Annotated in this window: 22 protein-coding genes; 10 read left to right on the top strand and 12 right to left on the bottom strand. The window is 65.0% G+C overall.

Annotated elements, in window-relative coordinates; translation table 11 throughout:
• Window positions 1–8: 8 nt before the first annotated feature.
• Window positions 9–1,133 carry a cupin domain-containing protein gene (locus CLU87_RS05335; protein ID WP_099729771.1) on the bottom strand — a complete coding sequence of 375 codons (1,125 nt, stop codon included), beginning with the start codon at window positions 1,131–1,133 and terminating at the stop codon, window positions 9–11.
• A gap of 54 nt (window positions 1,134–1,187) precedes the next feature.
• Here CLU87_RS05335 and CLU87_RS05330 point away from each other — a divergent pair, with 54 nt between their 5' ends.
• Window positions 1,188–1,712 (top strand): peptidylprolyl isomerase, encoded by a 525-nt coding sequence (locus CLU87_RS05330; RefSeq protein WP_099729770.1) that lies wholly within the window; start codon window positions 1,188–1,190, stop codon window positions 1,710–1,712.
• Window positions 1,713–1,782: 70 nt separating this feature from the next.
• On the opposite strand, the gene CLU87_RS05325 is transcribed toward CLU87_RS05330, so the two are convergent.
• The 4 genes from CLU87_RS05325 to coaBC form a co-directional block, all read right to left on the bottom strand.
• Window positions 1,783–2,283, bottom strand: coding sequence for a glycine zipper 2TM domain-containing protein (locus tag CLU87_RS05325; RefSeq protein ID WP_099729769.1), 501 nt, complete (start codon window positions 2,281–2,283; stop codon window positions 1,783–1,785).
• Between the two features lie 212 nt (window positions 2,284–2,495).
• A complete protein-coding gene (dut, locus tag CLU87_RS05320) occupies window positions 2,496–2,942 on the bottom strand; it encodes a dUTP diphosphatase (RefSeq protein WP_099729768.1) in 447 nt (148 codons plus the stop codon).
• On the bottom strand, window positions 2,939–3,424 hold the full coding sequence (locus CLU87_RS23445; RefSeq protein WP_233193715.1) for a hypothetical protein: 486 nt from the start codon (window positions 3,422–3,424) through the stop codon (window positions 2,939–2,941). The genes dut and CLU87_RS23445 overlap by 4 nt, the downstream gene beginning before the upstream one ends.
• A gap of 24 nt (window positions 3,425–3,448) precedes the next feature.
• Window positions 3,449–4,672 (bottom strand): bifunctional phosphopantothenoylcysteine decarboxylase/phosphopantothenate--cysteine ligase CoaBC, encoded by a 1,224-nt coding sequence (gene coaBC / locus CLU87_RS05310; RefSeq protein ID WP_099729767.1) that lies wholly within the window; start codon window positions 4,670–4,672, stop codon window positions 3,449–3,451.
• Window positions 4,673–4,763: 91 nt separating this feature from the next.
• Here coaBC and CLU87_RS05305 point away from each other — a divergent pair, with 91 nt between their 5' ends.
• From CLU87_RS05305 to CLU87_RS05280, 6 genes are all read left to right on the top strand, one after another.
• On the top strand, window positions 4,764–6,422 hold the full coding sequence (locus tag CLU87_RS05305; protein ID WP_056743420.1) for a CTP synthase: 1,659 nt from the start codon (window positions 4,764–4,766) through the stop codon (window positions 6,420–6,422).
• Window positions 6,423–6,434: 12 nt separating this feature from the next.
• Entirely contained in the window at window positions 6,435–7,292 is an 858-nt protein-coding gene (gene kdsA / locus CLU87_RS05300) for a 3-deoxy-8-phosphooctulonate synthase (RefSeq protein WP_099729766.1), read from the top strand.
• A 3-nt stretch (window positions 7,293–7,295) separates the two neighbouring features.
• Window positions 7,296–7,586, top strand: coding sequence for a DUF1330 domain-containing protein (locus CLU87_RS05295; protein WP_056061699.1), 291 nt, complete (start codon window positions 7,296–7,298; stop codon window positions 7,584–7,586).
• A gap of 99 nt (window positions 7,587–7,685) precedes the next feature.
• The gene (gene eno, locus CLU87_RS05290; RefSeq protein WP_099729765.1) at window positions 7,686–8,972 is read left to right on the top strand and encodes a phosphopyruvate hydratase; all 1,287 of its coding nucleotides are present in this window, start codon (window positions 7,686–7,688) and stop codon (window positions 8,970–8,972) included.
• Window positions 8,973–9,006: 34 nt separating this feature from the next.
• A complete protein-coding gene (locus tag CLU87_RS05285) occupies window positions 9,007–9,285 on the top strand; it encodes a septum formation initiator family protein (protein ID WP_099729764.1) in 279 nt (92 codons plus the stop codon).
• 123 nt (window positions 9,286–9,408) lie between these two features.
• On the top strand, window positions 9,409–9,933 hold the full coding sequence (locus CLU87_RS05280; protein WP_099729763.1) for a hypothetical protein: 525 nt from the start codon (window positions 9,409–9,411) through the stop codon (window positions 9,931–9,933).
• On the opposite strand, the gene CLU87_RS05275 is transcribed toward CLU87_RS05280, so the two are convergent.
• From CLU87_RS05275 to CLU87_RS05265, 3 genes are all read right to left on the bottom strand, one after another.
• Window positions 9,914–10,384 (bottom strand): CZB domain-containing protein, encoded by a 471-nt coding sequence (locus CLU87_RS05275; protein ID WP_056061686.1) that lies wholly within the window; start codon window positions 10,382–10,384, stop codon window positions 9,914–9,916. The genes CLU87_RS05280 and CLU87_RS05275 overlap by 20 nt on opposite strands.
• A 198-nt stretch (window positions 10,385–10,582) precedes the next feature.
• The gene (locus tag CLU87_RS05270; RefSeq protein WP_056743430.1) at window positions 10,583–11,575 is read right to left on the bottom strand and encodes an Hsp33 family molecular chaperone HslO; all 993 of its coding nucleotides are present in this window, start codon (window positions 11,573–11,575) and stop codon (window positions 10,583–10,585) included.
• A gap of 50 nt (window positions 11,576–11,625) precedes the next feature.
• Window positions 11,626–12,150: a gamma carbonic anhydrase family protein gene (locus CLU87_RS05265; RefSeq protein WP_056061680.1), complete on the bottom strand. Its 525-nt coding sequence runs from the start codon at window positions 12,148–12,150 to the stop codon at window positions 11,626–11,628.
• 113 nt (window positions 12,151–12,263) lie between these two features.
• On the opposite strand from CLU87_RS05265, the gene CLU87_RS05260 reads away from it, so the two are divergent.
• The 3 genes from CLU87_RS05260 to CLU87_RS05250 all read left to right on the top strand — a co-directional run bounded on the left by CLU87_RS05260 (window position 12,264) and on the right by CLU87_RS05250 (window position 15,836).
• Window positions 12,264–13,067, top strand: a complete 804-nt coding sequence (locus CLU87_RS05260) for a ferritin-like domain-containing protein (protein WP_099729762.1) — start codon at window positions 12,264–12,266, stop codon at window positions 13,065–13,067.
• 121 nt (window positions 13,068–13,188) lie between these two features.
• Window positions 13,189–14,454, top strand: coding sequence for an EAL and HDOD domain-containing protein (locus CLU87_RS05255; protein ID WP_056061672.1), 1,266 nt, complete (start codon window positions 13,189–13,191; stop codon window positions 14,452–14,454).
• 101 nt (window positions 14,455–14,555) lie between these two features.
• Entirely contained in the window at window positions 14,556–15,836 is a 1,281-nt protein-coding gene (locus tag CLU87_RS05250) for an EAL and HDOD domain-containing protein (protein WP_056061670.1), read from the top strand.
• An 83-nt stretch (window positions 15,837–15,919) separates the two neighbouring features.
• Here CLU87_RS05250 and CLU87_RS05245 read toward each other — a convergent pair whose 3' ends face one another.
• The 4 genes from CLU87_RS05245 to CLU87_RS05230 form a co-directional block, all read right to left on the bottom strand.
• Window positions 15,920–16,903 (bottom strand): tripartite tricarboxylate transporter substrate binding protein, encoded by a 984-nt coding sequence (locus CLU87_RS05245; RefSeq protein ID WP_060986431.1) that lies wholly within the window; start codon window positions 16,901–16,903, stop codon window positions 15,920–15,922.
• 50 nt (window positions 16,904–16,953) lie between these two features.
• Window positions 16,954–17,916, bottom strand: a complete 963-nt coding sequence (locus CLU87_RS05240) for a tripartite tricarboxylate transporter substrate binding protein (RefSeq protein WP_099729761.1) — start codon at window positions 17,914–17,916, stop codon at window positions 16,954–16,956.
• Window positions 17,917–17,991: 75 nt separating this feature from the next.
• The gene (xerD, locus tag CLU87_RS05235) at window positions 17,992–18,891 is read right to left on the bottom strand and encodes a site-specific tyrosine recombinase XerD (RefSeq protein WP_099729760.1); all 900 of its coding nucleotides are present in this window, start codon (window positions 18,889–18,891) and stop codon (window positions 17,992–17,994) included.
• 88 nt (window positions 18,892–18,979) lie between these two features.
• Window positions 18,980–19,945, bottom strand: coding sequence for a tripartite tricarboxylate transporter substrate binding protein BugE (locus CLU87_RS05230; RefSeq protein WP_056061659.1), 966 nt, complete (start codon window positions 19,943–19,945; stop codon window positions 18,980–18,982).
• Between the last annotated feature and the right edge of the window lie 34 nt (window positions 19,946–19,979).

The following is a 19,979-nucleotide window of genomic DNA, read 5'->3' as shown; positions in this document are numbered from 1 at the left end:
GGTCAGTATCAGCCGGCCCAGGCATGGGCCCAGCCCGCATCGCACCACGACGAAAGCAGCTCCAGCGCGTCGTCGCTGGCCCGTGCCAGATCGCGTGCCGACAGTTGGCGCTCATCGGCCAGGCGCCGCATCAGTGTGGCGTCGCGCCCCGCTGCGCGGTAGCTTTCGCCGTTGATGAAGATGTGCTGTGTGTCGTACATCATGCGGCTCTTACGGTCCAGCCGCACCCCTTCCAGCATCACCTTGGGGTCACCAGGCTCAAACCACACGCTGGGCTTAGGCTCGGTCAGGTACTCGCCCAGCGCGCGTTCCAACACCAGGGGCTGAGCCAGCGCGCGCGACAGCGCCTCACGCGCAAAGTCCTGCAGCCCGGCAGGAATGTGCGCCGGCTGCGCCACCGCGTCCTGTCCCGCATCACGGTACAGCAACGGGTGGTCATCCTCCCCGGCATCTTCCGCCAGACGCACCAGCAGCTCTTGCGCCAGCTCGGCGCGGGCCGGTGCGCGAAAACCGATGGAGTAGGTCATGCACTCGCCTTCGGCAATCCCGTCGTGGGCATAACGCGGGGGCAGGTACAGCATGTCACCCGGCTCCAGCACAAACTCCTCCTCGGGTTCGAACTGGGCCAGCACCTTCAAGGGAATGCCGTCGCGCAGCGACAGATCCTTTTGGCGCCCGATGCGCCAGCGCCGCTTGCCGTGCGCCTGCAGCAAAAAGACGTCATAACTGTCGAAATGGGGCCCTACGCCACCGCCGTTGCTGGCGTAGCTGATCATGAGATCGTCCAGCCGCGCCTCGGGCACAAAACGAAACTGCTGCATCAGCGCATGCACCGCGTCGTTGTGCAGATCGACGCCCTGTACGAGCAGCGTCCAGTCAGGCTGCTGCAACGCAGGCAGCGCACGGCGGTTGAAGGGCCCGTGGCGCAGTTTCCAGGCGCCTTTGATCTGTTGCACCAGGCGGGACTCCACACCCTCCTGCCCGGCCAGCGCAAACAGCTCGGCCCGCAGCACCGGCGGCGCAAACTGCGGGATGGCCTGGCGCACCAGCAAGGGCTTCTTCTGCCAGTGGCGGCGCATGAATTGCGCGGGAGTGAGGCCGCCGAACAGGGCCAAGGGTTGCTGAATGTCCATGGGGAAAGTGTTGCCCTTTTGCGGGGCCGTTGGTCAAACTGCGACAATTCTCCTATGGAAATTACCCAACAATGTGTGGTCGCACTGACCTGGACCCTGAAAGACACCCTGGGCGAAGAACTCGACGTACTCGACGAGCCCGTGGAGTTTCTGGTGGGCGGTGATGATCTCCTGCCCCGTATCGAAGAGGCCCTGCAAGGCCACGGCCCTGGTGCCACGCTGGCACTGCACCTCGAACCCGAGGACGCTTTCGGTGACTTCAATGACCAATTGCTGTTTCTGGAGCCCCGCGCCCTCTTCCCCGCCGAGATCGAAGAAGGGATGACGTTTGACGGCATGGCCCTGCCCGAGGGCTGCAACCCCGATGCCCCCCGCACGGCCCTCTACACCGTGGCCGAAATCTATCCCGAACATATCGTGCTCGACGGTAACCACCCGCTGGCGGGCATCGCGCTGCGCCTGCAACTGACGGTGCAGGCCGTGCGCGAAGCCACCGAAGAAGAAATCGGACGTGGCACGGCCGGAACCGGCTTCTTCCGCGTCCAGCCCCAGGCGCCAGGCAGCCCGTTGCTGCACTAAGTCCTACCAAAAGCACAACGGGCGCCCCGAGGAAACTCAGAGCGCCCGTTTGTGAGGGCAGCGTGTCAGGTCACATGCGCGAAATCTGACCGTTGTACAAACGCACGCGATCGCCGATGCGCAGGTCACCCGGGTTGCTCACGTCATACACGCGATACCCCCCCTGGTCCAGCTGCACGGACAACCGGTATCCCTGCACATATTCCTGGTTGTTGCGCCCCTCGATGGCGTTGCCGGCCACCGCGCCACCCAACACGCCTACAGCGGTGGCTGCAGCACGACCCGTGCCCTTGCCCACCTGGTTGCCCAGAACGCCGCCCACCACCGCGCCCAGAACGGCACCAGTGCCGGTGGTCTGGCCTTGGCTGCGGCCCTGCAGGACCTCGATGTTGGACACGCGACCATATTCGGTGCCTGCCTGATTCTGCGGATAGGCAGGAGCCGTCTGGTAGCCACTCGAATAACCGCCGGAGTATTGCGGAGCAGGTGCCGGGCGGCTGTGGCCGCAAGCAGCCAGCGAAGCAGCCAGAACCACGGTGCCCACGAGGGCGAGGGGACGGGTGAATTGCATGTTCAATCTCCAGAAGTTGTTGGGGCAGGCACTGAAAAATCTCCGACGACCCAGAGCTCAATACCCATGTACCGATTGGAACAACGCCTGAGGATGCCGCGGCGTAGACAAGGGGCCATCGCCATGTCGGTAACAGACCCATCGAAACGTAAGCGGGGTCTTACAACCCGGCCACTCACCCATCACGCGCTTGGAGCCCCGAGCGGTCCACCTCAGGACTTGCCTGTGGATCCGTAGCCCCCCTGACCCCGCTGCGTGGCCGCAAACTCGGTGACGACGTTGAACTGGGCCTGCACCACCGGAACAATCACCAATTGGGCCAGCCGCTCCATGGGCTCCAGGGTAAACGCCACATTGCTGCGGTTCCATGCGCTCACCATGAGCTGCCCTTGGTAGTCACTGTCGATCAACCCCACCAGATTGCCAAGCACGATGCCATGTTTGTGCCCCAGGCCCGAGCGCGGCAAGATCAGTGCGGCATAGCCCGGGTCTTGCAGGTAGATCGCAATGCCGGTAGGCACCAGTTGCCAGGCGTTGGGCTGCAGGGTCAGCGGCGCATCCAGGCAGGCACGCAGGTCCAGCCCAGCGCTACCGGGTGTGGCGTAGGTGGGCAATTGGTCCGCCATGCGCGGATCGAGAATCTTCACATCTATCTTCACGGTTTCTTCTTTCCTGTTCCTATTCCTGTGCCACTGCGCTGCTGCGCCATTTGTCGAAGGCGATCCTGCAACGACTCCATCCCTGCACGACCACCCGGGGCCTGCGCGGCCGATTGCATCAGCCAACCCAGTCCCCACCACACCGCGCCCATGACCACCAAGCCTGGCAGCGAGCCCTGACCAAGCAGGAACAGCGCAATGCCATGCAACACCATCATTACCAGCAATACCGATCGCACCGTGCGCAGTACGCCCGCCAGCGGCTGCATCAGCTGCAGCACATCGGGCGGCAGGACCTGAGGCAGGGAAGTCGCTGGCGCACGGTCCTTGGATGACTGAACGACACCGTTGGTAGCGGCAGCACTTGCCTGTGCCGCTCGGGCCTTTTGCAAAGGCGCCTGGGCTGTCAGCCGTTCCACATAAGCCGCAAAGTCGCCATCGGGTGGCGTGTCCCAATCAGGCTTGGTGGCACCAGTTGTCATCACACCTCCCCACGGTGGTGGCCGTCAAGAACGCAAAGGTGGCAAACGCGCGGCGATCTCAGCGATAAGCTGCTGCGCCAGCACACGCTTGGACGCGCGGGGTAACTCGCGGTGGCCCTGCGCGTCCACCAGCAGCAGGGCGTTGTCGTCCTGCCCAAAGGTAGCGGGGCCAATATTGCCCACCAGCAAGGGGACGGCCTTGCGCGTCCTTTTGGCTGTGGCATGGGCCAGCAGGTCATGGCTTTCGGCGGCAAAACCCACGCAGAAAAGATCCCCTTCCAGCGCATGCGGCGACCGGGCTACGGTGGCCAGAATGTCGGGGTTCTCGACGAACTCCAGCGACGGGGACTGGCCCGAGCCGTCTTTCTTGATCTTTTGGTCGGACTGGTGGGCAGGGCGCCAGTCGGCCACTGCGGCCGTGGCAACAAACACCGAGGCGGCCTGGACATGTCGCTCCACGGCCGCCAGCATCTCCTGGGCGGACTGCACATTGACACGCCGCACGCCGCGTGGCGTGGGCACATGCACCGGCCCTGCGACCAGGGTGACATCGGCACCCGCCTCACGCGCCGCCCGGGCCACGGCAAAGCCCATCTTTCCGCTCGACAGGTTGGTGATGCCACGCACCGGGTCAATGGCTTCAAACGTGGGCCCCGCCGTGACGAGTACCGACCGGCCCACAAGGGTCTTGGGTGTGAAAAAAGCGATCAGCTCCTCCAGCAGCTCCAGCGGCTCCAGCATGCGGCCGTCACCCGTCTCGCCACAGGCCTGGTCACCATTGCCCACGCCCAGCACCACGGCACCGTCCTGCGCCACCTGGGCCAGATTGCGCTGCGTGGCCGGGTGCGCCCACATTTCGCGGTTCATCGCAGGGGCCAGCAACAGAGGCACGCGCTGGGCGGGACGCGCCAGGCACAGCAGGCTGAGCAACTCGTCCGCCCGGCCCTGCACCAAGCGCGCAATGAAGTCCGCGCTGCAGGGCGCGATCAGGATCGCATCCGCCTCGCGGCTCAGGTTGATGTGGGGCATGTTGTTGGGCTCGCGCGCATCCCATTGCGAGCCGTACACCGTGCGGCCAGACAGCGCCTGCATGGTGACCGGGGTGATGAACTGCTCTGCCGCCTCGGTCATCACCACCTGCACGGTGGCGCCCTCCTTGATGAGCTGGCGGCACAGATCGGCTGCCTTGTAGCAAGCCACGCCCCCACTCAGACCCAGAACAATGTGTTTGCCAGCAAGCTCATTCATGGCGCGAATTTAGCAGACGGGGGTGACCCTGCCCCTGGGGGTGTCGCCGGGGTGCCATCTATAATCCCAATTTCCCACCACCAAAAAAGACATGACCAAATTTGTCTTCGTCACCGGCGGTGTGGTGTCTTCCCTCGGTAAGGGAATCGCCTCAGCCTCCCTTGCCGCGATCCTCGAATCGCGGGGACTCAAAGTCACCCTCATCAAGCTTGACCCCTACATCAACGTAGACCCGGGCACCATGTCGCCGTTCCAGCACGGCGAGGTGTTCGTGACCGATGACGGCGCAGAAACCGACCTGGATCTGGGCCACTACGAGCGTTTCATCGAAACGCGCATGAAGAAAACCAACAACTTCACCACGGGCAAGATTTACCAGTCCGTGCTGGAGAAGGAACGTCGCGGCGACTACCTGGGCAAGACCGTGCAGGTCATTCCCCATGTCACCAACGAAATCCAGGAATTCATCAAGCGCGGCGCCGGCATTGGCACGCCCGATGCCGTGGATGTGGCCATCGTCGAGATCGGCGGCACCGTGGGCGACATCGAATCGCTGCCGTTCCTGGAAGCCGTGCGCCAGATGAGCCTGCGCATGGGACCCAACAACGCGGCCTTCGTGCACCTGACCTACCTGCCCTGGATCGCGGCAGCGGGCGAGCTCAAGACCAAGCCCACCCAGCACACGGTGCAGAAGCTGCGCGAGATCGGCATCCAGGCCGACGCCCTGCTGTGCCGCGCCGACCGCCGTATTCCTGAGGAAGAGCGCGCCAAGATCTCGCTGTTCACCAACGTGCCCGAATGGGGCGTGATCAGCATGTGGGACGTGGACACCATCTACAAGGTGCCGCGCATGCTGCACGAGCAGGGCCTGGACGGCCTGATCTGCGACAAGCTGCGCCTGAACACCCCACCCACCAGCCTCAAGCGCTGGGACGATCTGGTGCATGAGACCGAACACCCCCAAGGCGAAGTCACCATCGCCATGGTCGGCAAGTATGTGGACCTGTCGGACAGCTACAAGTCGGTCAACGAGGCCCTGCGCCACGCCGGCATGCGCAACCATGTGCGCGTGAAGATCGACCATGTCGATTCCGAAACCATTGACAGCGCCGACGCAGCCGCCAAGCTCGCCAAATACGACGCCATCCTGGTGCCCGGCGGCTTCGGCCAGCGTGGTGTGGAAGGCAAGATCGCCACAGCCCAGTTTGCCCGCGAGCGCAAGGTGCCCTACCTGGGCATCTGCCTGGGGATGCAGGTGGCCACCATCGAATACGCGCGCCACGTGGCAGGCCTCGCCCACGCCAACAGCACCGAGTTCGACCCCACCACGCCCCACCCCGTGATCGCCCTGATCACCGAGTGGAAGGACGCGGACGGCACCATCAAGAAACGCGACGAAAACTCCGATCTGGGCGGCACCATGCGTCTGGGCGCGCAAAGCTCGGACGTGGCCAAGGACACACTGGCCCACAGCATCTACGGCGATGTGGTGACCGAGCGCCACCGCCACCGCTACGAAGCCAACGTGAACTACCTGGACCAGTTGCGCAAGGCGGGCCTGGTGATCTCGGCGCTGACCCAGCGTGAAGAACTCACCGAAATCGTGGAGCTGCCGCAAACCGTACACCCCTGGTTCATCGGCGTGCAGTTCCACCCCGAGTTCAAGTCCACGCCCTGGAACGGCCACCCGCTGTTCAATGCCTTCATCAAGGCAGCCGTGGAACACCAGCAAGCCGCGAAAAAAGCCTAAGGGGACCTCACCATGCAGCTGTGCGGATTCAACGTCGGCCTGGACCAGCGCTTTTTCCTGATCGCAGGCACCTGTTCCATTGAAGGCCTTGAGATGTCGCTCGATGTCGCAGGCCAGCTCAAGGAAGCCTGCGCGCCACTGGGCATTCCGCTGATCTACAAAGGCTCGTTCGACAAGGCCAACCGCTCGTCGGGCACCAGCAAGCGTGGTGTGGGGCTGGAGGCCGGCCTGAAGATCCTCGATGAAGTGCGCCGCCAGCTGCAGCTGCCCATCCTGACCGACGTGCACGACACCTCGCACGTGGCCGAGGTGGCCAGCGTGGTCGATGTGCTGCAGACGCCTGCCTTCCTGTGCCGCCAGACGGACTTCATCCGCGCCGTGGCGCAAAGTGGCAAGCCGGTGAACATCAAGAAGGGCCAGTTCCTGGCGCCCTGGGACATGAAGAACGTCATCGACAAGGCTCGGTCTGCGGCGGCCGAAGTCGGCCTGTCGGAAGACCGGTTTCTGGCCTGCGAGCGCGGCGTGAGCTTTGGCTACAACAACCTCGTGGCCGACATGACCAGCCTGGCCGAGATGCGCAACTCCGGCGCACCCGTGGTGTTTGACGTGACCCACTCGGTGCAAAAGCCCGGCGGCCTGGGCGCCGTGAGCGGTGGTGCGCGCGACATGGTGCCCGTGCTGGCGCGTGCCGGCGTGGCTGTGGGCGTGGCGGGCCTGTTCATGGAAACCCACCCCCGCCCCGCCGAGGCCTGGTCGGACGGCCCCAACGCCGTACCGCTCAAGCACATGAAGGCGCTGCTGGAGACCTTGGTGGCCCTGGACGATGTCACCAAGAAAAGCGGATTCCTCGAAAACAACTTTGGAGCTTGAGACATGAGCAGTGGTTACGTCATCGCATCCGTCACCGTCACCAACCCCACGCAGTACGACGAGTACCGCAAGTGGAGCACCCTGGCCATGCAAGCCCACGGCGCTGAAGTCTGCGTGCGTGGCGGCAAGGTCGAAGTGCTGGAGGGCGACTGGAACCCCGGTCGTACCGTGATCCTCAAGTTCCCGAGCTTTGAAGCCGCTCGCGCCTTCTACGACACGCCCGAGTACCAGAAAGCCAAGGCCGCCCGTGAAGGCGCAGCCGTCATGCGCATGGTGTGTGTCGAAGGCGTCTGAGCGCACACACCCAAATCGCTCACCAATTAATAGCTGCTAGCGCTTATACAGAAGGCGCTAGAGACTTATTTGATTTAAAACTTCTGCAAAAGGAAAACCATGAGTGCCATCGTTGACATCGTCGGTCGCGAGATTCTGGACAGCCGCGGCAACCCCACCGTCGAATGCGACGTGTTGCTCGAATCGGGCGTGATGGGCCGGGCCGCCGTGCCGTCGGGTGCCTCCACCGGCAGCCGTGAAGCCATTGAAATGCGCGACGGCGACAAGGGCCGCTACCTGGGCAAGGGCGTGCTCAAGGCCGTGGAATACATCAACACCGAGATCAGCGAAGCCGTGCTGGGCTTGGATGCCTCCGAGCAGGCCTTCCTGGACAAGACTCTGATCGACCTCGACGGCACCGAGAACAAGAGCCGCCTGGGCGCCAACGCCATGCTGGCCGTGTCCATGGCCGTGGCCCGCGCCGCCGCCGAAGAGTCTGGCCTGCCCCTGTACCGCTACCTGGGCGGCATGGGCAGCGTGCAACTGCCCGTGCCCATGATGAACGTGATCAACGGCGGCGCACACGCCAACAACAGCCTGGACCTGCAGGAGTTCATGATCATCCCGGTGGGCGCGCCCACGTTCCGCGAAGCCGTGCGCTGGGGCGCCGAAGTGTTCCACGCGCTCAAGAAGATCCTGCACGACAAGGGCATCAGCACCGCCGTGGGCGACGAAGGCGGCTTTGCCCCCAGCGTTGAAAACCACGAAGCAGCCATCCGTCTGATCCTGCAAGCCATTGAAGCTGCGGGCTACACGGCGGGCGATCAGATCGCCCTGGGCCTGGACTGCGCTGCGAGCGAGTTCTACAAGGACGGCCACTATGTGCTGGAAGGCGAAGGCGGCCTCAAGCTCACCGCCCAGCAGTGGACGGACATGCTGGCGGCCTGGGTGGACAAGTACCCGATCATCAGCATCGAAGACGGCATGCACGAAGGCGACTGGGACGGCTGGAAGCATCTGACCGAACGCCTGGGCGACAAGGTGCAGCTGGTGGGTGACGACCTGTTCGTGACCAACACCAAGATCCTGAAGGAAGGCATCGACAAGCGCATTGCCAACTCGATCCTGATCAAGATCAACCAGATCGGTACGCTGACCGAGACCTTCGCTGCGATCGAGATGGCCAAGCGCGCTGGCTACACCGCCGTGATCTCGCACCGCTCGGGCGAGACCGAGGACAGCACCATTGCCGACATCGCGGTGGGCACCAATGCGGGCCAGATCAAGACCGGCTCGCTGTCACGCTCGGACCGCATCGCCAAGTACAACCAGCTGCTGCGCATTGAGGAAGACCTGGGCGACATCGCACAGTACCCTGGCCGCGCTGCGTTCTACAACCTGCGCTGAGCCCCTGGCAGCCCTCGCCTGAGCGAGCCCTCCATTGGTCTCCCGCATCGTCCCCATCATCCTGCTGGCCTTGCTGGCAGCGCTGCACGCCCAGCTCTGGCTGGGGCGGGGCAGCGTGCCGCGCGTCAATGCGATGCAGCGGCAGATTGATGTGCAGAAGGCGGCCAACGAACAGGCCCGCCAGGCGAATGCGCGGCTGACCTCGGAGGTGCACGACCTCAAGGAAGGCCTCGACATGGTGGAAGAAAAGGCGCGCAGCGAGCTGGGCATGGTCAAGCCCAACGAGGTGTACGTGCAGTTCACACCCCGCTGATTTGTCGTGCGGGGTCACTCAGCCGCCTTGGACCACCCCGCACCGTCCACACCCACAACGCAGCCCTGGACCAAAGCCTGCGCTTCATTCAACCCCGTGCGGCAGTCCTCTCCCCCCACTCCCTTGATTGCCCTGCTGGGCGCGCCCTACACGGGCGTGGAGGCGTTGGCACAGGCGCTGCAGCAGCAGATCACTCCCGGCACGGCACATATCGCCCTGCACCACCCGCACCTGGCCCACACCCCGCCCGCGCCCACGCCGCAGGCAGACTCCGGCGCGGTGGCATTGACTCTGCTCATGGGTCTCGATCAGCCCTGTCCTGCCGAGGAACGGACTGCGCAGGAGGCCTGCGATACCCGGCTGCGTGCGGCCCTGGCGGCTGCGGCGATACCCTACCGCGTGGTGTACGGAACGGGCGAGCAGCGCACTCGCAATGCGCTTATTGCTATACAAAATATAGCACCACAGGCATATTCCACTAGCGCACGGGCCGCATGGGACACTGAAAATACGCCCAGAGCAGCCCGGCTACGCGCCTGGAACTGCGAAAAGTGCAGCGACCCGGCTTGTGAGCATCGACTGTTCACAGCGCTCGTTGAGCAGCGGGATACAACACCGCCGCAAGCCATCACGCCAGACCGCGCTTGAGTTCCTTGAGAAGCAACACCACCTGGCTGGAGCCATAGCGGTAACCACCGTTGAGCACCTGCACAGCCCGGTCCCATTCGCCCTGCTGGGCCAGTTCCACCAGGGTGGCCGCCTGCTCATGAAAGTATTGGTAGCGCGCCACCAGCAGCGGATAGGCCGGCTGGTCGCCCAGCAGCTCGCCACCTACGCCGTGCAACCAGCGGCCCAGAGCACTGTGGTCAGCGCGGCGCACCAGCGCAGGGTCCAGCCCGACGGAGGTGCGGCCCTCCAGGTAGTCCATCAGGCGGTCTTTCCAGCGCTCGTGGGCATTGATGGCGGCGTCGATGTCCAGCGCGGCGAGCAGGGTATCGGCACGCCGCGAGTCGGGTGCCGCCGCGCTGTCGTACAGCGCCAGCGGAGGCGTAGCCGGGCTGGCCCGGTGGCCCCCCAGAACACGGCGAAGAAACTGCATGACACCCCTCGTTCATTTCCTGCGCGACCGGATGTGATCGCTTGAACCCACACAGGCCTTGCGATCGGACCTTGTGCGCCGGCCCCTCGCAGCGGCAGGCGCTGCTGCAGGGTGACCCAGGAATCTTAGGCGGGGATGGCGGGGGCGATTGTCAACGATGGTCAGCCGACCACCGCGCCCGATGGAGGCTGCAGACGGCTACTGGATGCCTGTGGGCCCCGGGGGCTGAGCAGCGGCGGGCGAGACAAAAATCTGCGCAGCATCCACGGCATCAAACCGGTACTGCTGGCCGCAGAACTCGCAACCCACTTCGATGTCGTCGCGCTCGGCGAGGATGCTCTCGGCCTCTTCAGCGCCCAGGTTGCGCAGCATGTTGCTAACGCGCTCGCGGCTGCAGGTGCATGCAAAACGCGGGCCGCTGGCGCCCTGCTGGGGTTCAAAGCGCAGCAACTTTTCTTCCCAGAACAGGCGGCGCAGGATGGTGTCCACGTCCAGCGTCAGCAGTTCTTCGCGGGTCAGGCTGGCAGCCAGGTGGGCGATGCGGTTGTAGTCCTCGTTGTGGCCGATCTGGTCTTCGTTCTCGCGGTGCGAGAGGCCCGCGGCCAGGTTGCCCTCGCCCTTGATGGGCATGCGCTGGATCAAGAGGCCTGCCGCCACCTGGTCGTTGGCGCCGAGCACCAGAATGGTGTCGAGCTGCTCGGACTGCAGCATGTAATGCTGCAGCACGTCCGACAGACGCTCCAGCTTTTCGTGGTGGTCGCCGTGCAGAGGCACCACGCCCTGGTAGGGCTGCTGGCCAGGGTGGCGGTCCTTGGGGTCCAGGGTGATGGCGCAGCGGCCACCGCCGCCCACATTGACCATCTGGCTCAGCTTCGCGTCCGGCAGCACCTCGCCATTCACGGTGGCTGTAGCGCGCAGGCTCAGGTCCGACTGCACCTCGGCCACGGCCAATTTGACGGGGCCATCACCAAACACCTGCAGCACCAGCGCGCCGTTGAACTTGATGTTGGACTGCATCAACACGCCGGCGGCCGCCATCTCGCCCAGCAGCTCGCTCACGGGGGCGGGATAGGCACCGGTGGCGGTGTTGCCCGCCCGGCGTTTCAGGATCTCGGTCCAGGCATCGGTGAGGCGCACGATCATGCCGCGCACGGGCAAACCATCGAAAAGAAACTTGTGGAGTTCAGACACGCAGGGATTCCAGGAGAAAAAAAGCAGCAGAGAGCGCCAGTGGGCGGCGTTCAGCCGATCTTGTGCAGGCCGTGTTGGAAGCGGCGCGCATTGTCGATGTAGTGCTGGGCGCTCTGGCGCAGGCCTTCGATCTGCTCAGGGGTAAGTTCACGCACGGCCTTGGCCGGGCTGCCGATGATCATGGAGCCATCGGGAAACTCCTTGCCCTCGGTGACCAGCGCACCCGCGCCCACCAGGCAGTTCTTGCCGATCTTGGCGCCGTTGAGCACCACAGCGCCAATGCCGATCAGCGATTCGTCGCCGATGGTGCAGCCATGCAGCATGACCTGGTGGCCCACCGTCACCCGCTCGCCCACCACCAGGGGCTTGCCGATGTCGGCGTGCAGCACGCTCGCGTCCTGGATGTTGGAGCCTGCGCCGATGGTGATGCTCTCGGTGTCGCCGCGCACCACGGTGCCAAACCACACGCTGGCGTCTTCACCCAGCACCACATTGCCCATCACCTGCGCGCTGTCGGCCACCCAGGCCGACGCCGCCACTTGGGGAGCCACACCGTCGAGTTCGTAAATTGCCATGCACCCACTCCGCTGAAACAAAAGAAGCGGCACGCCATGGCGCGCCCTGACAGGTCGCCAATCGTTACAAAGCGCAAGCCTTGGTGCCGATGGCAAGGCCTAGAATTGTAAGTATGGAGCTTCGCCACCGTGCACTGCAGGTCTTGTGCCTGGCAGACCCCGAACAAAAAGCGGCTGCAGCGCTAGACCTGTATGCCCAGGCAGCTACGCTTTCGATAGCAGATACTACCCCTGCGGCCCCCACCGACCCGGACGCCCTGCCCGGCCGTCCCGAGCGCCCCGAACTGCTGCGCCACACCCAGGTGGCCCGCCGCTCGCCCGCTACCCCCGAGGGCCGGGCCATCCTCATCCACGCCATCGCCCACATCGAGTTCAACGCCATCAACCTGGCGCTGGACGCCGTGTGGCGCTTTGACGGTATGCCCCGCACCTATTACCAGGACTGGATGCGCGTGGCGGCCGAAGAGGCCAAGCACTTCAGGCTGCTGCGCGACCACCTGCGCAGCCAGGGCCACGACTATGGGGACTTCCCGGCCCACCAGGGGCTGTGGACCATGTGCGAGAAAACCCGGCACGACGTGCTGGCCCGCATGGCCCTGGTGCCTCGCACGCTGGAAGCCCGGGGGCTCGACGCCACGCCGCAGATCCAGGCCAAGCTGCGCCAGGTGGGCACGCCCGACGCCCTGGCCGCCGTTGCCATCCTGGACGTGATCCTGCACGACGAGGTGGGACATGTCGCCATCGGCAACCACTGGTACCGCTGGCTGTGCGAGCGCGCGGGCCAGGACCCGGAAACCCTCTACGGCACGCTGGTGCAGCGGTACGAAGCCCCCCGCCTGAAGCCGCCGTTCAATGAGTCGGCGCGACGCAGCGCCGGTTTCAGCGATGCCGAGCTGCGCTGGCTGCAGCAGGCCTGACTGGCGAGCCATGGCAAAGAGCCTGCGGACGACCTGAGGGGAATACGATGACTCCTACAATTCCCGGCGATGCCCCCAGCGGGTCAGCGCACCCTCTTTCAAGAACTCCAAGCCCACGCCCATGACCCAAGCCTTCACCCCTGGCACACCGCCCGCGCCACCACCGGGCAACCAATCGTCGGTCGCCATGATTGCGCGCCAAGCCATCGTGAATGCGCAACAGGTGGTGGTGGGCTACGAGCTGTTCAACCGCTCGCGCAGCGGCGCCGCCCACACGGCCGCCACCGACGTGATCCTGGTGTTCACCGCCCTGTCGCACGCCGGCACCGAGGAGCTGGTGGGCAAGAAGCTGATCTTCGTCAACTGCACCCATGAGAGCCTGTCGGGCGGCCACCTGGAGCTGGTGGACCCCGACAAGGTGGTGCTGGAGATTCCGCCCCTGGGCCATGCGGCCGCCGAAGAGGTCGCCACGCGCCTGCCCATCCTGACCGAGCTGCGCGACCGGGGCTTTCACCTGGCCTTCAACCACACGGTGCTGCAGTCGGCGTACGCGCCGTGGCTGCCGCTGGCGGACTACATCAAGCTGGACCTGTCGGTGCTGGCGCCCGACCAGCTCGCGGTGCTGATCAGCTACGCGGGCCGCCACTGCAAGGCCGAACTGATCGCCGAGAAGGTGGAGACGGCCCAGCAGTACGACATGGTGTCCAGCCAGGGGGTGCAGCTGTTCCAGGGCTACTGGTTTGCCCGCCCTGCCCTGGTCGAGACCAAGCTGCTCACGCCGTCGCAGGCCAGCATCATCGAGCTGATCAACCAGGTGCGCAAACAGGCCAGCACCGACGAGATCGAAGAGGTGCTCAAGAAGGATGCGGGCCTGGCCTTCAACCTGATGCGCCTCATCAACTCCGCCGGCTTTGGCCTGTCGCGCGAGATCACCTCCTTCCGCCAGGCCGTGATGCTCATGGGCCTGAAAAAGCTGTTCCGCTGGGCGGCGCTGCTGCTGACCGCGTCGCGCAACAACGGCACGCCGTCGTCGGTGGGCCACACCGCCGTGGTGCGCGGGCGCCTGATGGAGCTGCTGGCACTGGAGACACTGCCCCCCGAGGAAGCCGACCAGGCCTTTGTGGTGGGCATCTTCTCGTTGCTGGATGTGATGCTCTCCATGCCCATGGAGTCGGCCATTGGCCTGCTCAACGTGCCCGAACCCGTGGCGGCCGCGCTGCTGCGGCGCGAAGGCTTCCTGGGTGACCTGCTGACCCTGGCCGAGGCCTGCGAGTCCAGCGACGACGCCGTGTTTGACCGCGCTGCCGGCCTGCTGCACCTGACCAGCCAGCAGATCAACTTTGCCCACCTGCAGGCGCTGGCCTGGGCCGACCACATCAGCGACTGACAGCTGCCGCCGCCACACTGGCGGCCCCCGGTCAGACTTTGGTTCTCTGCCAACGCCCGGCGGTCTAGAATGATCGCCAGCCCTTCATTTCAGTGGACCCCATGTCGAGCACACCCGAACAAGACACCCCGGACGCCGCAGCGCCTGTGGTCGATCCCGTGGACGAGAACCTTGCCATCATTGCGCGCCAGGCCATCGTGGACGAAAGCCGCGCGGTCTATGGCTACGAGCTGTTCGACCGCTCCACCGCGTCCGACTCACACACCGCCGCCAGCGATGCAGCCCTGCTGTTCAATGCCCTGTCCTACGCGGGCACCGAGGCCCTGGTCGGCAAGAAGACGGTGTTCATCAACTGCACGCATGACAGCCTCTCGGGCGGCCACCTGGAGCTGATCCACCCCGAAAAGGTGGTGCTGGAGGTGCCACCGCTGCCCGACAGCGCCACCCCCGAAGAAATCGAAGGCCGCGTGCCCACCCTGGAGGCGTTGCGCACACGCGGCTTTCGCCTTGCGTTTGACCAGCAGGCCCTCAAGCGCGCCTACACCAGCTGGCTGCCGATGGCGGCGTTCATCAAGCTGGACATGCAGGCCTTCAAGCCCGAGCTGGCGGCCCCCCTGGTCAAATTTGCCACCACCCACAGCAAGGCCACACTGGTGGCCGAAAAGGTCGAAACGGCTGCGCAATACGAACTGATGCGCGATCTGGGCGTCAAGCTGTTCCAGGGCTACTGGTTTGCGCATCCCTCGCTGGTCAAGGCCACCACCATCCGCCCCTCGCAGGCCACCATCATTCAGCTCATCAACCTCGTGCGCAAACAGGCCAGCACGGCGGAGATCGAAGACCTGCTCAAGAAAGACCCCACCCTGTCTTTCAACCTGCTGCGTTTCATCAACTCGTCGGGTTTTGGCCTGTCGTGCGAGATCACCTCGTTCCGCCACGCGGTGATGATCCTGGGGCTGAAAAAGCTGTTCCGCTGGGCGGCCCTCTTGATGACCACCTCGCGTGCCGGTGGTGCACCACCGGCCGTGGGCCAGACCGCCGTGGTGCGCGGCCGCCTGATGGAGCTGCTGGCTGCCGAGCTGCTGCCGCCCGAAGAATGCGACAACGCCTTCGTCGTGGGCGTGTTCTCGCTGCTGGACACCATGCTGGGCGTGCCGCTCGAAAAGGCGCTGGAGTCCGTGGCCCTGCCCGAACCCGTGATGGACGCCCTGCTGCGTGGCACCGGCGTGTTTGCCCCGTTCCTGGAGCTGACCAAGGCCTGCGAAAGCGGCGATGAAGTGGCCTTTGCCAAGAACGCCGATGCGCTGCACCTGTCCAACCGCCAGGTGAACTGGGCCCACCTGCAGGCGCTGACCTGGGCCGAGAGCCTGAACGAAGAATAGTCCCGCCCTTCCCCTTAAAAGCCCACAGGCACTGCTTTGACAGGGCCTGTGGCGTTTCTGGGGCTCAACACCCCTGCACACGGTCAGTTGCCCTGAATTCCTGCCGCGCGGATGATGCGCGCGTTATTTTCGGACTCCAGTGCAATCTGACGCGCGAACTCGGCCGTGGTGCCACCCGTGGGCACGTTGTCGGTGGCATCGAGCTTGGCGCGGATGTCCGGCAGGGCCAACGCCTTGTTCACCTCGGTATTGATGCGTGTGATGACCGTCTTGGGCGTCTGAGCCGGAGCATAGAGGCCGAACAAAGAAGAGAGATTGGCTGCAGGCTGACCCAGCTCGGCGAGCGTGGGCACCTGGGGCAGCGAATCCAGCCGCGCCGGAGCCCCCACCGCCAGCGGCTTGAGCTTGCCCGCCTGGATGTGCTGCAGCACCGCCGGGCCGGCGTTGGTCGATAGCACCTCAAACTGCCCGCCCAGCGCGTCGTTCATCTGCTGCCCACCGCCCTTGTAGGGGATGTGCGTGATCTGCACCTGCGCCACCGACTGGATCTGCTCCAGCATGATGTGCCCCAGCGACGCCTGCCCCGACGTGGCCCAGCGTACCGTGCCGGGCTGGGCCCGCGCGCGGGCAATCAGGTCCTTGAAGTCGGTCGCCCGGCTCGCGGGCGTGCCCAGCAGCAACACCGGCGAATACATCACGCTGACCACTGGCGCGATGTCCTTTTGCGGATCGAAAGGGGACTTGCCCAGGTGCGGGTTGAGCGCGAGGGGGCTCACCGCTGCAAAGCCCAATGTGTAGCCATCCGGCGCGGCTTTGGCCACCGCGTCCACGCCCAGGCTGCCACTGGCGCCCGCCTTGTTTTCAATGACCACAGGGGTGCCCAGCTGCACCGCCAGCTTGTCGGCCAGCGCGCGGGCGATGTTGTCGCTCACGCCCCCTGCCGGGTAGGCCACGATGATGCGGATGGGTTTGGCGGGCCACGCCTGGGCCGAAGCCACGACGGGAGAGACCACGAGGGCGACAGCAGCAGCGGCCACCCACTGGCGGCGAGAAAAAAGCAGATTCATGGTGAGAGCCAATGGTGAGGAGTGCGATGGGCAGCCGTCAGGTCAGCCCGTCAATCCAGTTCGAGCTTGCGCTCGCGGATCAGCTTGGCCCACTTGTCGTTCTCGCCCTTCACAAAGCCGAAGAATTCCGTGGGTCCCAGGGAATGTACCTCCGAACCTGTGGACGCGAACTTGGCTTTCACCTCCGCTTGTGCCAGCACCTTGGCCAGTTCGGCCGCCAGCTTGTCCACCACTTCCTTGGGCATGCCTGCGGGGCCCACCAGCCCCTGGAAGCCGACGGATTCCATGCCGCCGAGCCCAAGTTCAGCGACCGTTGGCACGTCGGGCAACTGCGGGTCGCGGCGTGGGCCCGTCACTGCCAGCGCCTTCAGCTTGCCGCCCTTGACCTGCGGCAGCAGCACCGACCCTGCATCGATCAGCAACTGCGTCTGTCCGCCGATCAAGTCCTGCACAGCCGGGGCGCTGCCTTTGTAGGGCACATGCGTCACATCCAGCCCGGTCGCCTGGTTCATCAACTCGCCATTCAGGTGGGTGGAGGTGCCCGCACCGCCCGATGCGAAGTTCACCTTGCCAGCGTTGGCCTTGGCCCATGCCACCCATTCCTTGAGGTCCTTGGCAGGGTGGTCCGGCCGGGTGACCGCGATGTAGCTGCCCTGGCTGATCTGGCCGATGTAGCTGAATTGCTTGAGCGGGTCGTACGGCATCTTGCGCTGCAAGTACGGTGCGATAGCGAACGGGCCGGTATTGGCCAGCAGCAACGTGTAGCCATCGGGCGCGGCCCGGGTCAGCTCGGTCGCCGCCAGCATGCCGCCGGCACCGGGCTTGTAGTCCACCACGATCTGCTGCTTGAGAAGCTCCTGCAGCGGCACCTGCACGGTGCGCGCGGCAAAGTCGATGCCGCCGCCCGGCGGGTACCCCACGATGAGGCGGATGGGCTTGGCCGTGGGCCAGGCCTGCGCCATGGCCAGGGTGGCGGCCCCCAGCAGCAGTGCGCTGGTGATGAGTTTTTTCATGCAATGTCTCCTTGTTGTGGTGTGGGAAAACCGGTCTGGCGCGCCGCTCAGCCCACGCCAGTGTGGTGTTGCACGCTAGCCACGGGGGTGATGCTGCGCGTGCAGGGACTTGAGCCGCTCGCGCGCCACGTGGGTGTAGATGGTGGTGGTGGAGATATCCGCATGGCCCAGCAGCAGCTGCACCACGCGCAGGTCGGCGCCGTGGTTGAGCAGGTGCGTGGCAAACGCGTGGCGCAGCGTGTGGGGCGACAACGGCACCGTGATGCCCGCCACCTGCGCCCACTTCTTCACAATGACCCAGAACATCACGCGCGTCATGCCGCTGCCGCGCTGGGTGACGAACAGGTCGTCGGTCTGCTGCCCGCCCAGGATGGCGCTGCGGCCTTCGTTCAGATAGCGCTCCAGCCAGGCACGCGCCTCTTCGCCAAACGGCACCAGGCGCTCCTTGCTGCCCTTGCCCATCACGCGCAGCACGCCTTCATTCAGGCCGACCTGGTAGGTCTTGAGCGTGACCAGCTCGGTCACGCGCAGGCCGCTGGCGTACATCAGCTCCAGCATGGTGCGGTCGCGCAGGCCCAGAGGGTTGCCCAGGTCGGGCGCGTTCAGCAGCGCCTCCACCTGCGCTTGCGACAGCGTCTTGGGCACACGCAGCGGCTGGCGCGCCGCCTGCAGCCGCACCGTGGGGTCGGCAGTGATGCGCCGCTCGCGCAGCGCCCAGTGAAAGTAGCGGCGCAACACCGTGAGGCGCCGGTTGGCCGAAGTGGCGCGGGTCTGCGCATGGCGGGCGGCAAAGTAGGCCTGCAGGTGGTGTTCGGCCGTGTCGTCCAGCGCCAGGGCGGGCTGCTGGTCGGCCAGCCACTGCGCATACAGCGTCAGGTCGCGCCGGTAGGCGGCCAGCGTGTTGCGCGACAGGCCATCTTCCAGCCACAGGGCGTCCACAAAGGTGTCGATGGCGTTCAGACTGGGAGCAAGCATCCAAAAACCATAGCATGCATCGCGGGCATTCGACTCCACGGGCACAAAAAAGCCGCCCGAAGGCGGCTGGGGACGAAGGCGGTGGCTTTTATTCCAGCGTCAGTTTCTGCTTGACGACTACATCCTTGTAGACCGCGAACTCGGCCTTGATCTGCTCGGCAAACTGCTCGGGCGTGTTGCCGATCACGAGCGAGCCCGTGTCTTCGATGCGCTTCTTCACGGCCGGGTCTTCCAGGGCCTTGCGCACACCGGCGTTGATCTTGTCCACCACATCCTTGGGCAGACCCTTAGGGCCCACGATGCCGTAGTAGGCCATGCGGTTCACCGGCTCCAGGCCCAGTTCCTTGAAGGTGGGCACATTGGGCAGGGCTGCCACGCGCTGGGGCGCCGCAACGACGATGGGCACCAGACGGTTTTCCTTGATGAAAGGCAGCGCGGAGGGCAGGTTGTCAAAAATCATGGGCACCTGGCCGGCCACGGTGTCGTTCAGGGCCGGGCCCGCGCCCCGGTAGGGGATGTGGGTCACAAAGGTGCCCGAGAGGTTCTTGTACAGCTCCATCTGCAGGTGGCCGATGCCGCCCGTGCCGGACGACGAGTACGAATACTTGCCGGGCGACTTCTTGAGTTCCGCCACAAACGCCTTGTAGTCCTTGGCCGGGAAGCTGGGGTTCACCGCAATGATGTTGGGGGTGGCCGCAATGTTGATGATGGGCGAGAAGTCCGTCAGCGGGTTGTACGGCGTCTTGGGGTTGATGGCGGGGTTGGCTGCGGTGGTGGACACGGTGGCCACGCCCAGCGTGTAGCCGTCGGCCGTGGCACGGGCGAGTTCGGCCGCACCCACAATGCCGCCGCCACCGGCCTTGTTGTCCACGATCACGCTTTGGCCAAGCACGCGGCCCAGGGGCTCGGCGATCACACGCGCAATGATGTCGGTGGTGCCACCGGGTGCAAAGGGCACCACCAGCCGGATCACCTTGTTGGGGTAGCCTTGTGCGGCAGCCGATCCAGCTGCGGCAGCCAGTACGGTCAGCGCAAGCCATTGACGACGATGCATGGAAATCTCCTTCGTGCGGGGTAACAACAAACAG

The sequence above is a fragment of the Acidovorax sp. 59 genome (assembly GCF_002754175.1).
Lineage (GTDB): Bacteria > Pseudomonadota > Gammaproteobacteria > Burkholderiales > Burkholderiaceae_C > Acidovorax > Acidovorax delafieldii.
The sequence above is the reverse complement of the archived record's forward strand: the minus strand, read 5'-3'. Positions and strand labels throughout refer to the sequence as shown.